We start from the raw sequence: 14,584 nt of genomic DNA on the forward strand, positions 1-14,584 counted from the left end.
TGCTGCCGCCGAAACCGAAAGACGTCGTCGCGCCGCTGAACAACAGCGCCTGGACCGACTGTCCGCCGCCGATGACGGTCTGGCCGTTTTGCAGCGTGACGCCTTCGGTCAGGAGATTGCCGGAGCCGCCTAGCGCGACGACGAAGCCATTGACCCCTGCCTTCGTGACCGCGTCGTCGAGCGTGGTTGGGTCTCCGAGCGTGCCCAGGCCGAGCGTATTTTCACCATCGGCGGCGAAAAACAGGCCAAAGGCCCTGCCCGTCTGCGCGTTTATTGCTCGACGGCTGAAGGAGCTGCTGCTTTCGACCGTGTCGACCCGCACGCCGATATCGCCGCGAACGCGGTCGTTGGCGCGCTTGCGCAGGCCCTCGCTGACAGCATAGGCGGGCTCGGGGCTGGTGTCGGTGCGCTCGGCTCCGCCGAGCGGGATCGTCAACCGCACCGAGCCGGCGAAATGGGTTCCGTCGCGATTGTCGTGGCGGACCTCGCCGCCGAACACCACGGATGCGCCGCTGTCGCCGAAAACGCCGCCGATCTTGTATTCGAAACCGGCCTTTGCGCCAGTAATGCTATCGGCGATGTCGTCCACATCGTCGAAATGATAGCCGCCGACATGCAGCCGAAGCGAATGGTCCTCAGGCAGGTCCAAGGGCGCCTGCACGCCGAACTCGCCCTCTATGCCCCAGGACGCGTAATCGCGGCTGTTGATGGTCGAGATTTGCTCGAGGAGCTGATTGCCGACCAGAGACAGGCTCGACGACGAACTGGAGGTCGTTTCGGAAGTATCGCCGAACGGCAGGTGGACGTTGACATGGGCATCGAAGTTCGTGGCGATCGCCTCGAGGCCGACCGTAGCGCCGGTATACTGATGCCCGTCGAAGCGATCGACATTCAGATAGGCATAGCCGCCGAGAATGAGGTCGGGATCGACCACATGGCGAAAGCCGAGGCCGACGTCGCCGCCGGTGCCGTTGGAAAAGTCATGCCTGAGACGCAAATCGAGGAACAGGACTGAATCGGGCGTCTGCGCTAGCGGGATGAAGCCTTCGAGCGAGGAGTAGGCGCCCTGCTCATCCGCGCCGATGATGGTCTGTACCTGCGGCTGCCACAGAACGCCTTCCTGCGCCGCAGCAGCAGCGCCCGAACTGGCGATTGCGATGGTGGAGAGAGCCGAGGTTTTCCACAGATGCCGCGAGAAATCGTGCCAGCCGAGCCGGTCGAAACGGGCGCGATCAATCGCACACGCTGAACGCGATCGTGTATGGCGCGACGCCCCCCGGAATGCATGCCTTACCGCCCCTTTGCACAACTCCGCATTGCGCACTGTAAACATTTTGCTTCGGTGTGCGAGTGAGAACTGCGGGAACCGGTAGATCGACATGGAAAAGCCGGGTTCATGTGGCATTACCGCCACATTCGGCAAAATCATTTACAGCAACCGCCGGTCTTCCCTCTCGCAAATAAGAACTGTACTAATTCGCACCATGAAGCGTCGCGCCAGAACTGGCCGACTTCGAATGGATCGCGAATTATGAAGTCCAGCAACGCAGGCTCGTTTTCAAGATATGCGGCCGCCATGTTGGCGCTTGCAGCCGGCACGGGAGACCTCGCATTCGCGCAGGAGACGCCCAAGGCGGAAGCGCTAGAGAAGCCTGTAAATGCATGGGTCGTGAATTGCGCCAGCGGGGCCAGTGGCGGCGCGCTCGAATGCCAGATGTCGCAGAACCTGACCGAAGCCAAGACCGGACAGCGGGTATTGACGGTGACGATCAGGAAGCAGGCGAAGGACGGGGCGATGGCCATGCTGCTTGCGCTTCCGCACGACCTGTTCATCCCCTCCGGCGCCTCCTACCAGATCGACGCGGGCGAAAAGAAAGCGGTGGCCATCCAGACCAGTGACCAGAATGGCGCCTATGCGGCGGTACCCCTCGACGCAGCGCTCATCACCGCCTTGAAGACCGGCACCAATCTGAACATAGGCATGGAGTCGGTTACGCGAAAGCCTGTCGCCATTCCCTTGTCCCTGAACGGTTTTACCGCTGCGATCGACAAGCTGGACGCCGTCCAATAGGGGCCGGACCAGCGTGCACGAAACCGGCAAGACCTATCGTGGCAAGCAACTCTCGCTCGACGGCAAGTGTTTCGAGAACTGCACTTTCGAACGCTGTGAACTGGATTACGGTGGAGGGATCCCGCCGGTGCTCTCGGGATGCTCTTTCGACAACTGCTCGTTCTCCTTTTCCGGCAGGGCCGCTTATACGCTGGCGTTCCTGAGCGGCATGCATGGCGGGGGCTTCAGCACCGTGGTCGAACAGACTTTTCAAGGTATACGGGACGGTGCCTATTTGCGGCTGCCGGTGCAGGAGATCGAACCGCCGGGCGCGCCGCGGCAGCCGGTCGATGCGCATCCCCTGGCCTTCCGGGTACCCCGGATCGTCAGCGTCCCCAGGCGCAAGAGCTAACTCCATGATGCCGCGCAATGCGGCCCCGCCAAAAGCAGACCTGGGCATAGGCGACCCACAAGCGCGCGTCGCGTCTCTATCGACCACTGCCTTTGCCAGAATGAATGCCGCCACCTCAGCGTACAGGCACGGCTCCTGATGTGGCTATTATCAGCTTCCAGCCCTCTGCCGGCGTATCATTGAGGTTGAGGCGACCGACCATGTAGCGAAGACGCTCGACATCGCTTCCCGAGGCCGTACAGAAGCGATCCTGCAAGTAGAAGGGCGGGGCTGCCTGGTAATAGAGCGTCGATTGGACGCTGGCAGGTGCTTCTGCGAGCTCGGCAAGTTCGATCTCGTAATCCAAGCTATCGGAGCCGCCTTGCTCGTAGGCAGCGTCGCTCCCGACGCCGACCGCCCCGGCCTCGCGGGCGAGGTCTTCACCGGCGCCCAAAGCTTTGGCGATTTGCAGCCGCTCATTCAGCCCAAGGTAGCCTTTCGGGAAGATACGGTTGTCTTTCACGGTGGTGCAGATCGAAAGAAAGCTCGTCGTCAACTCGCCCGACGGTGTCGAGCCGGGGCCACAGATCGGCGTCTCCCCGCCAGGCGCGGCAACGAGTTCCTGGTATATCTGTGCCTGGGACTGGCTGGTGATGGTTTCGTAGTGGGGCTGGTGCAGGCGCTTTTCCGGTTCGACGCGCGCCGAGCAGTCGCTTTGCCACCAGTATTCGCCGGCAAGTGGCAGGCCGTCGTCGTCGACCAGTGCGCCGGCGGCATTGGTGCGTCCGGAACGCCAAAGCACTTCGCCTTTTGCGTCGAGGACGGAAAATTCGAGGAACGCTCGCCGGAAGCCGACCCCGGATGGAAATTTGTGGCCGGCTTTGTTCACGACGTCCACCCTCGCATGGAGATGAGTATCGTCGATCCGAATATCGGAAATGCTTATAGTTGCCGTCTGGTCCCGGGCCTGTTCGAGCATGGCCTGCTCGGTTCGCAGCAAGGGATCGGTGCCCTTGGCGCCAAGCATCGGATCGTGGGTGGGGATGCCCAGGAGGTCGGGAAACTGCTGGGCGATCTCGATCAGGAACACGTTGAGACCGACGAGCGTATGCAGGGCAAAGCCATCGCGGACCGGCAGATCGATCTGCTCGGGCGGCAGATTATGCTCCGCCTGGGGAAAGTTGGAATACTCTTGAATGCTGGCCATCTTGGAGCGATAGGGCACGCCGTTGGCGTCCCGGCTCGGCATGTGGCACTCCTGACAGGATTTGGGGTCGGCGCCCGGTCCCATGGGCAAAGCGCCATCCGGCGTGGCACCGGTGCGATAGGCGCTGAAAGCCCATTCGGGATAGGTGGTTTGTTCATAGATATGACCCAGGACTTCCCCATCCCTGAGCACAGGCAGATGCACCGTGTGACAGCTTCCGCATATTTCGGAGCTGGATATCGTGTTGTGATGTTGGGGAGTGATGCCCATGGCATGTTCCATGGGTTTGGTCCGCGGCTTCTCGAACGGCCCGATCACATTATCGGGCGGACCGACGAGGAAACTGCCGGTAAAAGTGCGGGCAAAACCGGTATTGTCGGGATTGAGCAAGGCCTGACGCTCTGCGACGCAGGCATTCTCGGGGGCCGCCGCCTGTTCATCCGTCGCCCTGTCTCCCAAGGCGATGCGATGGCAGGCGGTGCAGGAAACCCCGTCGCGGGCGAGCATCGCGTATTTGGCGAGATCTAGACCATTCCCCCCATCTGCCCAGGGCATAGTATCGAGGACCGAGCGCCGGAAGGGAGCGCAGGCGCCGCCTGCCGCCTTCGTGTCGATATTGAACTGGCGTTCGCCCGTGACGCCGTGGCAGCCAAGGCAGGTGGTTTCGACAAGCGACGCGGATTTTGCGTGGAAGGTTTGGGTTTCGCTGGCCATTTGGGCAAAAAAGAACGGATCACGTCCAGCAAGCCCCATCGGCGAGGTGCGCCATGTGGCGTAAGGTGAGAGATTGGCCAGATCGTTGCCGTGCGGGTTGGGCTTGGTCATGTCGAACTGCAGGCCCGTGCTGCCCGCATCATGGCACCCAAGGCATTGGCTGGATGTAAGGAACGTATCGGCGGCTTTCGGGCCCCCGGCACTGACCCAGCTATTGTCGTAAGTCTGCGACGGCATGGGCGCAACGCTTTCGTCGGGCGGCAGCGTCCTGGTATAGGCCATCAGCGCGTCGATCACGGCCATATCGGCCGTGTCATGGGGTCTGCCGAGCCGCAACACCCCTTTGTCTGGCGGACTGACTGTTTCATGATGGCTGAGCGCTGGCTGTTCATCAAAGAAATTCTGGCTCAGGAACACCAGCGGCCTGCCGGGCTGACCTTCAATATTTTTTGGCGAGGCGAAGGTGAGGTTGTTTTCCGCCGAAGCGTGGCAATTCATGCAGTATTGGGCAAATCCCATGTTGGGAATGGAATTGTCCTTGCCTGCCGGCCAGTCAGGCGCCCAGCCGCTCGACGCGCCAAAGCCGTACCAGCCCCAGAACCAGCCATCGAATGAGGCGTCCGGGTCACGCACCATGACGGCCGCGCCATTTGTCGGGAACAGGTGCAGGGGATCGACGCCGGCGCAATCGCCGGCGGGCGCTGGAAACATCTCCTTGATCATAACGGCGCCCTTCGGCACCGGAGGTGGGTTGTCTGGCGCGGGACTTTCGGTGGTACGATTGGTTACCAGCCAATCGAGCATTTCGGGCGAATACCAGATGACAACGGGTGCATGCGTGCCATGATAGCTGCCTTGCCATCGCCCGTTGTCGAGGGCGGCGGTAAAGGGTCCGGTATCCCTTATCGACTTGTCACGCACCCAGCCACTCTCAGCGTTTCGATGGCAATAGTGCCCCAGAAACCCATTGAGCTTTTCCTCGTAGACGTCGAGAAGGAAGCCGGAAGGATTGCGGATATCGGCTTCCAGCGAATTGCAGATATCAAGATCGACAGGGATCAGTGGCTCGGGGCGCTCCGCGAGGCAGCTTCCCGCCAGCGCGTTTGTCGCGGCAAGTCCCAAAACCGCCAGGCCCGAGGTAACGGCTTTAATCCAACGCATCATCATGATTTTGGCCCCCTGCCGACGATGCGCCGAATGTATCGAGCGGCCAACCCGCAAAATGCCCAAGCCCACAAAAATCCATCCTAATTAGCCGGCCCACGCCGCCGCAGACCGGGTCGGTTGATGGCGGGCGTGGCCACAGCACGTATTGCCAGCTGAGAGCCAATAGGTGATCTTCCCTGTGCTCCCCCAGAGAAATTGGGTCCTGGCGCATGCGCTGGCCAGCGGCGAGGCCCGACCCCGTCACATTGAGGCAGCGGCTCAAGCCTGATGGGCCTTCGGATGCCGCGAGGTCGTTTGTGGAGAGGTGCTCCTATCCCTTCATGTATCCCAGAGCTTCGACGATCTTTCCGTCGCGAACGCGCATGATGTTAACGCCTCGAGTCCGGTCCGCCTCGCGCTGGCTCCAGCGGAGTTGCCAGCGGATGATCCCGCGGTCGCCCATCGCGAAGATTTCCTCAGCTTTGAAGACAAGGTCGGCGGACGATGCCACTCCCTTCCAGAAATTGAGGCAAGCCTCACGTCCTTCATAACGCGCGCCATCCGGAGCAGGCGTTGTGTTCTCCAGAACGCAGCCCTCTCCGATCAGATCATCGAGGTCTTCGGGGCGATGCGCCTCAAACGCGCCATTGAAGCGTTCCAAGATCTCGCGGGTAGCTTCGCTTTCAGTTGTCATTTGCCTCACCTCATTGAGCCATGTAGCCGCCGTCGATCCCGAGCGCGTGGCTGGTCCATGGCTGTTGAACAAGACTGGTCACCACCGCCGGCGTTACTGTGAGTTGCCAATGCGCGAACTGCTTCGGCGGCGTGGATTGCGTGAGAATGGCTCCTCGGCTTTGTCGCTGCGGTAAAGTTTGACGTGGGCCTCGCGCAGAGCCACCCGTGGAGCTTTCGCGATTTTACGCCAAGCATTCCAGGCCTGCTGGTCGCGCCAACATTCGAAGATATTGATCCGCTCCGGATCGACCGAGTCGGAACTGATTGACAGGTCGAGACAGCCCTCCTGCTTCCTGGCCCGTCGGGCCATTTCGGCGAACGCCTCTACGGCAGCGTCGCGTTTTTGCCGTTCGGCGCGTGTGTATCCAGCTATGATGATCACCAGCGTTCCTCCTCCCATTGAAGCATGATCGGTAGTCCATCTCCCGCAGTCTGCCGCCGGGTGATGAAGCGGTTACTCGGGCAAAGGGGCCGATTGACCCGGTGTTTTGGCATAAGCCAGTGCTTCGACGATCCGACCGTCATGGACACGCATCAGGCTGACGCCGCGGACCGAGCCACCTCCGCCGAAATGAAAACGCCAGCGGATGTTGGCGCGGTCGCCCATCACGGCGGTATCTTCGACCTCGAAGCGGTTTACGCGGTCGACCGCCATGGCCTGCCAGAACGCTAGATTCACCTCGTAGCCTTCGTAGCGCGTGCCGTTCGGCGCGGGCTGGATCGATTCCATGACGCAATCCGGTGCAACCAGGTCTTCGAAAATCGCGGGGTTGTGTTCCTCAAACGCCTGGTTGAACCGGCGGATGACTTCGGCTGTTTCATTCGATTGCATGTTTGCCTCCTATACAGACAGGTCTGTATGCCAATTGCAATATACAGACCTGTCTGTTAGAGTCAAGCGATGGACCAAAGAACTTCTCCCAGCCCTTCTGAAGCAAGTCCACCGCGCCGTCGGCTGCTCGATACCGCGACCCGGCTTTTTTACACAGAGGGCATCCATGCTGTGGGCATCGACCGCATTATCGCGGAGGCAGGCGTCGCCAAGGCCACGTTCTACAAGCATTTTCCGTCGAAAGATGAACTTGTCCTAGCCTATATCGAAGAGCAGGACCGGCTCGGGCGAGCGGCAGTGGCCGTGCTGCCAAAGCAGCCGCCACGGGAAATGATCGCAGCCATTATGGGGCGCATCGGCGAGGCCGTGGTCGTGGGGGGCTGGCGGGGGTGTCCCTTCCTTAACGCAGCAGCGGAATACCCCGATCCGGCCAGCCCGGTGCGGCGGGCAATCGATGCGCGCCGCACGTGGTATCACGACAGTCTCCGTGATCTTCTTGCAGAGGACGGCGATCCTGCTCCTTCCATCACCGCTTCCCTTCTCGTTGCCCTTTCGGACGGCCTACTGGAAAGCGCGTATCTCGACGATCCCGAAAAGATTCCCGCTCTTGTCCGGGAAGGGATAGCCAGACTTCTGAACCGTGGTTGACCGCCGTTCCACCAAACCACGAACGCGCCGTATCGATGGCGCAACTGCCGCACGAGTCCACCGCGTGGCTTGAAGGCCGCCGCTTTCGGGTTTGATCGAAGCTTTTAGCAATCGCGTTTCAGTGGTCGCTCTGGGCCGAGGGCGGACGCAGCTTCTGGCGTTCCTCGACAGCAGCCGTTGGGGCGCGACCAGCGCTGATTGCCTTCCATGTCTTCACGACATCTACTCCGTGGCCATCGGACATTCGGCCGCCTTCTGGTCGGCATGGTCGTCGAAAATCTTGTTCCGGATCGCGGTGGCATAAGTGCCGTCGGAACGCTGCTCGGCCTGGACGAGGTAGAAGTCCTGGATAGGGAAATGGTTTGTGTTGTAGCGGAAGCTGCCGCGCGTGGACGAGAAGTCCGCGGCCCGAAGCGCCTGCCGAAGCGCGTCCTTATCGGCTAGATTGTGCTCGGCCGCGGTCACGGCCGAATCGATCAGCAGCGCGGCGTCATAGGCCTGCGAGGCGAACGCCGACGGCGCATAGCCGTATTCGGCCTCGAATGAGCGGACGAACTGCCGGTTGGTCTCCACGTTTAGATCGGGCGCCCATTGGGAAGCACTGTAGAGCCCGGCGGCCGCTTCCTGCGTGGCGGGCAGCGTGGTCTCGTCGACAGTCCAGACCGACAGGAACGGCAGGCTCTCTGCCATGCCCGACTGGCTGAACTGCCGCACCAGCGTGATGCCCATGCCGCCCGGCATGAAGACCAGCAACGCGTCGGGATCGAGCGCCCGTATTTGCGACAACTCGGCTGCAAAATCGAGTTGGCCAAGCGGCACGTAGATCTCCTCCAGCACCTCGCCCCTATAGTGCCGCCGGAAGCCTTCGGCGGCGTCGCGGCCGCCCTGGTAGTTGGGAACCATCATCACCACCCGCCGGTATCCCGCATCCTGCGCATGCTTGCCCATCGTCTCCGGCACCTGGTTGTTTTCCGAGGAGGTGGAGAAGAAGAAGGGATTGCATTTGGCCCCGGCGTAGATGGACGTGCCGGCGTTGACGCCGATCATGAATGTCTCGCTCTCTGCGATCGGCTGAAACACCGCCTGCAGGATATTGGACGCGATCATCCCGACCACGAAATGCACCTGGTCGCCCTCGATGAACTTCTGCGCATGGCCGACAGCCAATTCCGGCTTGAGGGAGTCGTCCTGCACGACCACCTCCGTCTCCAGCCCGCCCAATTTGCCGCCGCGCTGCTCGACGGCGAGGAGAAAGCCGTCGCGGGCGTGCTGCCCGATCGGCGCCATAGGGCCGGAAAGCGTGGTCAGGAAACCGATCTTCAATGTTTCGGCAAAAGCCGGCGCGGCGAGTGCGAACGTGATCGCCGCTCCGGCGAGCAACGCTTTGGTCATGATCTTCTCCCTTGCTTGGAAATGTCGCCCTCCCGTCCCGGCGGTTTGTCGCCGTCGATGCCACGCGCCCTGTTGACCTGGGACTTGGAATATCCGGCGAGCGAGGCGTAGCCGCGCACCACGGCCTGCCGCTCCTCATACCCCGCGACATTGTCGAGATCGTCAAAGCCATGGGGCGCGCGTGCTTCTACCAGGTCGATGACCCGCTCCGGGCCTCCCTGGCGGTTGGAGAGCACGATCTCGGCTGTCGCCGGGCGGCGCTCCGCATCATAGGCGGCGAGTGCCGCCTCGACATCGGCCTGAGCCTCGACATGTCCAGCAAGGCTGCGCGAGTCGAGAATGGCCTGGCTGGCGCCGTTCGATCCCACCGGATACATCGGATGCGCCGCATCGCCGAGCAGCGTCACGCGGCGGAACGACCAGCGTGGCAGCGGGTCGCGGTCGCAATTGGGATACTCGTAGAATGTCGGCGCTGACCGGATCAGCGCGACCGGATCGAGGAAATCCAGTTGGAAACGGTCGCGCACGAAAGGCAGGGCTTCCTCAAGAACGCCCGGCCGGTTCCAGTCCTCGCGGCATGGCGGAGTGGAGGCGTGTTCGGCGACGCGAGCCATGACAGCCCAGTTGGTCAGCCGGCGTCCCGGCGCGCCCGGCATGGAGGCGATCGGATAGAAGACGAATTTCGCCGCGTTGCCGCCCGCAATCAGCATGGTGCGGCCGTCGCGCCATGTCGGCCATTCGGCCATGCCGCGCCACAGCATGATGCCGCTCCAGACCGGCGGACCCTCGTCCGGGTAGAGGATCGCCCGCACCCTCGAATGGATTCCGTCGGCGCCGACCAGGAAATCGCCCTCCGCGTCATGTCTCCTGCCTGAACGGTCTTGGAAGCGCGCAAGTATCCGCTTGCCGCGCTGCTCGAACCCGACCAGCCTGCGGTCGGTGTGGATGGCATCCTCCCCCAGCCGGTCATGGACAGCACGGTGGAGAAGACCGAGCAACTGGCCGCGATGGATGCTGAACTGAGGGTAGGCGTAGCCGGCCGCGACGCCGCGCGGCTCCTGCCACACGGCCTGTCCGAACCGATTGGCATAGATGAGCTCACCGGTGCGGATTCCGGTCCGGTCCAGCTCTTCGAGCAGGCCGAGCGCTGTCAGTTCCCGCACAGCGTGCGGCAGCATGTTGATGCCGACGCCGAGTTCGCGCACAGTCTCCGCCTGCTCGAAGAGCTGGACCTCGATACCTGCCCTGTGAAGAAAAAGCGCGCTGGTGAGCCCCCCGATGCCAGCGCCCGCAACCAGTACTTTCATGGGTCAAACGCGCACTTCAGATCCCGGCTGCTTTGAGATTCCCCGTACAGGCCGGGCTGGCGATTATCGCCTGTGCGTCGCTAGGTGCAGACTTCTTCATGCCGGCCTCCGGTAAAATACATGGCAAAAGCGCCGGCGACGGCGCTTGCTGTTGGCCCGAAGAATGCCAAACGAGAAAAGATGGCGCAGGCTCGATTCTTGCTCTTCTGGGGCCGGCGCTAAGCCATCTGAAGCGATCCGCGGGTCACATCGCGGAGCATGCCGGGCAATACGCCCAACTGGGCTCGAAATTGACGGCGGAAGTGGTGCAGATTTTCGAATCCAAGCGACGTGGCGATCTCTCCCACGGTACGGTTGGTCGTCATCAGCTGCTGTTTGGCGCGTTCGATCTTGCGCGCGAGGACGTATTTGTGCGGCGCCAGGCCGGTTGAACTCTTGAAGGATCGGGCGAAATGGAACGCGCTCAAGCAGGCCTCTCCGGCAAGCTGGTCCAAGGTCAAGGGTTGGTCGAGTTCATCCTCGATCCGGTCCAGCACGCGTTTCAATGATATTGGCGGCAGTTTGCCACTTCCGCGCCGCGAGGTGGCGCTGCCGACCATGTGAGCCGCCAAGAGGTGTTCCAGCGTACTTGCCTCGATGGGCGACAATTTCCGCTGTCCCAGGCAAGCTTGTCGAAGCACATGCGCCAACGCCAGCATCGTTCTGTCAGCGGCGATGCGAGGGCTCGGATCTTTGCCGAGCGTCGGATGCAGGACAAAACCCGATTGTCCGTTTTCCACAGCGGCAGTCTCCAGCAGGGTCGTGTCGGGATATATTTCGAGCGTGTCGCTGAATTCCGGCACCCTCAGCAGCGTCGTGGGCTCCGGCCCGACCACATAGAACCCGCCCGCTGCAACATCGACGTCCAGGGTTGTTCCGGCCTGCTCAATCGCCACCCGCGGGTGACGCGAGAACACCACTTCCAATCTGTTGGGGATCGTCTTCGATGCGCCCTCGAAGGGCGGCAACCACGCATAGGTGACATTGAGGCGCTGCAGAGCAATGCGATGGCGCCGCTCGCCGCCGTACAGAGCCACTGCACTTGTCGTTAGTCGTTGCATGGCGCGGAGCACGTCCGAGATATTACAAGTATGCGAGCGGAGTCGGCAAAGCATGCGCCTTACGCCCGAGCTCACGATGCATGCCGATATAGAATGTCAGATTGGCATTTTCATGATTTCAGCGTTTGGCAACTTGCCTAGACAAACTTTCCAGGCCCCCGAAAGGCCGTCCCGACTGATCGGGTCGGGAAATTCGGTCGAGGAGGGAATCGACATTCAGTCGGTAGCGGTGAGGGGCAGCATCAGTCTGGATGGAAACGTTCTAAGGCTGAGCAGGCCGGTTGCCGAGCGCCTCGCCCATTTCGCGAACCGCGGCGATCTTGGCTTCGAAAGCCGACCAGTCGTCGCTTCCGGCGATCGGGTCCCACAGCCCCTCGACCTCGTCGATCAGCATGGTGCATGGCCGTTGCCGTGAAAAATACGGATGGCGGAGCGCGGCCTCGTTCGCCGGCTGCAACTGGGCAAAGGCGGCGCGGACCGGAGCGAAGCTCTCCATCGCGTAAAACTCGGCGGACGGGCCGGCCTCGGCGCGGGCGCTGCTTGCGAGCCCGCCATACCAGTCAAAGAAGGCCTGTTCGAAGGGCGCCTTGCTGGCGATCAGGAACTGCCACCATGCCTGCGCCAGGGCGGCCGCACTTTCTTCGGAAGCCGAAGCAAGCCCCAGCCGGCGAAGCAGGTTCTTAGAAAACTCCGCCTGGAATGCCTGGCCGAAGCCGCCAAGCACCCGTTCCAGCTCGCTCTGCTGCGCGACCGGCAAAAAGCATTCGGCGAGGCGCGTCATATTCCAGAGCAGCGTGTCGGGCTGCCGGCCATAGGCATAGAGGCCCTGATGGTCGAAATAGGCGGCGGTGAAGCCAGGCTGCAGTGTCGGCAGGAAGCGCCACGGGCCGTAGTCGAAGCTCTCGCCGGTGATGTTGATGTTGTCGGTATTCAGAACACCGTGCACGAAGCCGGCGACCATCAGTTCGGCGCCGGTCCGCGCCACCAGCCTGCCGACATTCTCGACGAAGGCGACCGCCCGGCCGGCGAGGTCGTCGCGCCAGATTTCCGGCATATAGGTTCTGATCGAATAATCGAGCAGCTTGGCGATGTCGTCCTTGCGGTCGAGATAGAGCAGGCGCTGGAAGCTGCCGATGCGGACATGCGAATGGCTGAGCCTGACCAGCACCGCGGACCGCGTCGGAGATGGTTCGTCGCCGCGCATCAAGGCTTCGCCGGTTTCGATCAGGCTGAAGGATTTGGAGGTGTTGACGCCGAGCGCCTCCAGCATCTCTGTCGCCAATATCTCGCGGACGCCGCCCTTTAGAGTCAGGCGGCCGTCGGCCGTTCGCGACCATGGCGTGCGGCCGCTGCCCTTGGTGCCGAGATCGAGCAGCCTGCCGTCTACCCGGTCGTGCAGTTGCGCGAACAGGAAGCCGCGACCGTCGCCGATCTCGGGATTGTAGACGCGAAACTGATGGCCATGATAGCGCAGCGAAAGCGGCTGCCGGTGGGTACCGGGCAACGGCCGGAACCGACCGAAATGGTAAATGGTCGATCCACTCATCGTCGCCGAGTTCTCCCAGCCCGACGCGTTCGGCCCAGCGCTGGTTGCGCCAGCGCAGTATATGCTTCGGGAACGGCGCGGGCGCGACAATGTCGTAGAATTCGTCGCCAAGCGCCGCATGGCTGGTCGAGGGCCGATAGCCGGCCGGCAGGTTCTGGCTATCCATCGGGCCTCCGCTCTTCTGTTTGAGACCTAAGCCAGGCAGCCGCCATGTCAACCGGACAGCGGGTGGACCAAGCCGCGCAGCGGAGAGGATCAATGCCGGTTTACCGTCCGTTCACCTATCGGAGGCGATGGTTCCCGCGTCGCTCTGTATCTGCGTAAGCGGCAGCACCGACGGTCCCGGCGCTGGCTTTCCCCAGCCCGGGACCGTTTGCATTGAAAGCCTTCTGCGATTCGCGCCAGCGCTAGCTGACGGCCAGAAGCAGCAGCAGATAAGCCAGCACCATGAAGGTCAGCGAGCGGAAGGCGATCGTCACGTAGCGGTATTTGACCTTGGCGATCAGCGACAGGCTGTCGATATTGGCCAGGTACTCCTGGAAGATAAAGTCCGGATCGTTGCGCCTGCCGGCCTCGATCACCTCCGCGCGATGCGCAGCCCAGCCACCCCAAAACAACGAGGTAGACCCCAAGCCACGCCTCGGCAGCACCACGAGGATGGCCGAAACCAGCGCGCATGCCGCCGCCAACGCCATGGCGGCAGAGAATATCACAAGAGGAAATTCGCCGTCGACATAGCGCTGCCATTTGAACGACGCCCGTCCTTCAGCGGAGGTTATCAGGAACGCCAGCATGAAGGTGAAGATATAGGCCGCTTTCTGGTCGGCGATCTTGATCTGATCATAGAAAGTGTCGTTTATCTTTTTCAGATGGTCGACATAATCTTTCCCCATCGGCAATGCCGTCGCATCGGCGCATGAAATAGCGCTCTTCGTCTTTTCCATCGCAGCCATGATTCTTTTGCCTGCTTCCCCAGCCTGTGTCTTGCCGGCAACGTTTGCCGCATTACACGGGTTGCTGCAACGGAATGTTTGACAGTTTCATTGCGCAAGCGCCATAAACGCCGCTTCAGGTGGGGGTTTTGGACTGCATGCGGGGGTCTATTCGTATTTCGCTGGCCTTGGCGGCGCTGGCCTGCGTGCAGGCGGCGGCCGAGCCCGTGCCGCGCGCACAGCCTGCCGCCGGGTCTGTCATTGCCCGCAAGAGCGGCGAGGAAGTGCGCTTCATCGACGTTTCGTCGTGGCAGGTCGTCGACCTCCGCCAGGACGTGGTGGCGGGAGACTATCTGCGCACCAATGCCTACGGCACGCTTGCGGTCTTGTTTGCCGACCGCACGCAGATGCGCCTCGGCCGCAACACGCCGCTTCTAGTCAAGGAAATAGGCGGCGGATCGGACACGCGGTTTTCGCTGGAACAGGGATCGATCTGGGCACGAGCCGAGCGCGGCGGCGTGGGCCTAACGGTCGACACGCCGGCGGCCGCCGCCGCGATCCGCGGAAACGACTGGACGATGACG

The 14,584-nt window shown here is 62.0% G+C and carries 13 protein-coding genes and 1 pseudogene; 4 read left to right on the forward strand and 10 right to left on the reverse strand.

Annotated features, from left to right (window positions below; genetic code table 11):
- On the reverse strand, positions 1-1,333 hold a 1,333-nt coding region (locus MAXJ12_RS00255; RefSeq protein ID WP_193364330.1), incomplete at its 3' end, for an inverse autotransporter beta domain-containing protein.
- 198 nt (positions 1,334-1,531) lie between these two features.
- Between MAXJ12_RS00255 and MAXJ12_RS00260 the strand changes: the two genes are divergently transcribed.
- Together MAXJ12_RS00260 and MAXJ12_RS00265 are read left to right on the forward strand one after the other, a co-directional pair.
- Positions 1,532-2,071 carry an invasion associated locus B family protein gene (locus tag MAXJ12_RS00260; RefSeq protein WP_008833712.1) on the forward strand — a complete coding sequence of 180 codons (540 nt, stop codon included), beginning with the start codon at positions 1,532-1,534 and terminating at the stop codon, positions 2,069-2,071.
- A 13-nt stretch (positions 2,072-2,084) separates the two neighbouring features.
- Positions 2,085-2,462: a hypothetical protein gene (locus tag MAXJ12_RS00265; RefSeq protein WP_008833713.1), complete on the forward strand. Its 378-nt coding sequence runs from the start codon at positions 2,085-2,087 to the stop codon at positions 2,460-2,462.
- A gap of 115 nt (positions 2,463-2,577) precedes the next feature.
- On the opposite strand, the gene MAXJ12_RS00270 is transcribed toward MAXJ12_RS00265, so the two are convergent.
- From MAXJ12_RS00270 to MAXJ12_RS00285, 4 genes are all read right to left on the reverse strand, one after another.
- Complete coding sequence (locus tag MAXJ12_RS00270; protein ID WP_202946670.1) at positions 2,578-5,598, reverse strand: hypothetical protein; 3,021 nt, start codon at positions 5,596-5,598, stop codon at positions 2,578-2,580.
- Positions 5,599-5,839: 241 nt separating this feature from the next.
- Positions 5,840-6,202 carry a nuclear transport factor 2 family protein gene (locus MAXJ12_RS00275; protein ID WP_008833715.1) on the reverse strand — a complete coding sequence of 121 codons (363 nt, stop codon included), beginning with the start codon at positions 6,200-6,202 and terminating at the stop codon, positions 5,840-5,842.
- 93 nt (positions 6,203-6,295) lie between these two features.
- Complete coding sequence (locus MAXJ12_RS00280) at positions 6,296-6,625, reverse strand: putative quinol monooxygenase (protein WP_139043748.1); 330 nt, start codon at positions 6,623-6,625, stop codon at positions 6,296-6,298.
- Positions 6,626-6,697: 72 nt separating this feature from the next.
- Complete coding sequence (locus tag MAXJ12_RS00285) at positions 6,698-7,075, reverse strand: nuclear transport factor 2 family protein (protein ID WP_008833717.1); 378 nt, start codon at positions 7,073-7,075, stop codon at positions 6,698-6,700.
- Positions 7,076-7,144: 69 nt separating this feature from the next.
- On the opposite strand from MAXJ12_RS00285, the gene MAXJ12_RS00290 reads away from it, so the two are divergent.
- Positions 7,145-7,723 (forward strand): TetR/AcrR family transcriptional regulator, encoded by a 579-nt coding sequence (locus tag MAXJ12_RS00290; RefSeq protein ID WP_040584454.1) that lies wholly within the window; start codon positions 7,145-7,147, stop codon positions 7,721-7,723.
- Positions 7,724-7,945: 222 nt separating this feature from the next.
- Here the strand turns inward: MAXJ12_RS00290 and MAXJ12_RS00295 are convergent, their stop codons facing one another.
- The 5 genes and pseudogenes from MAXJ12_RS00295 to MAXJ12_RS00315 form a co-directional block, all read right to left on the reverse strand.
- Positions 7,946-9,115 (reverse strand): ABC transporter substrate-binding protein, encoded by a 1,170-nt coding sequence (locus MAXJ12_RS00295; protein ID WP_008833719.1) that lies wholly within the window; start codon positions 9,113-9,115, stop codon positions 7,946-7,948.
- Positions 9,112-10,422 (reverse strand): flavin-dependent oxidoreductase, encoded by a 1,311-nt coding sequence (locus MAXJ12_RS00300; RefSeq protein WP_008833720.1) that lies wholly within the window; start codon positions 10,420-10,422, stop codon positions 9,112-9,114. The genes MAXJ12_RS00295 and MAXJ12_RS00300 overlap by 4 nt, the downstream gene beginning before the upstream one ends.
- 218 nt (positions 10,423-10,640) lie before the next feature.
- Entirely contained in the window at positions 10,641-11,498 is an 858-nt protein-coding gene (locus tag MAXJ12_RS34230; RefSeq protein ID WP_008833722.1) for a helix-turn-helix domain-containing protein, read from the reverse strand.
- Between the two features lie 286 nt (positions 11,499-11,784).
- A pseudogene (locus tag MAXJ12_RS00310) lies at positions 11,785-13,234 on the reverse strand (protein adenylyltransferase SelO family protein).
- 241 nt (positions 13,235-13,475) lie between these two features.
- Positions 13,476-14,021 carry a Pycsar system effector family protein gene (locus tag MAXJ12_RS00315; RefSeq protein ID WP_008833725.1) on the reverse strand — a complete coding sequence of 182 codons (546 nt, stop codon included), beginning with the start codon at positions 14,019-14,021 and terminating at the stop codon, positions 13,476-13,478.
- Positions 14,022-14,158: 137 nt separating this feature from the next.
- Here MAXJ12_RS00315 and MAXJ12_RS00320 point away from each other — a divergent pair.
- Positions 14,159-14,584 (forward strand): FecR domain-containing protein (locus tag MAXJ12_RS00320; RefSeq protein ID WP_139043749.1); only part of this gene is annotated, 426 nt, incomplete at its 3' end.

The organism is Mesorhizobium alhagi CCNWXJ12-2, assembly GCF_000236565.1.
GTDB classification, from domain to species: Bacteria; Pseudomonadota; Alphaproteobacteria; order Rhizobiales; family Rhizobiaceae; genus Allomesorhizobium; species Allomesorhizobium alhagi.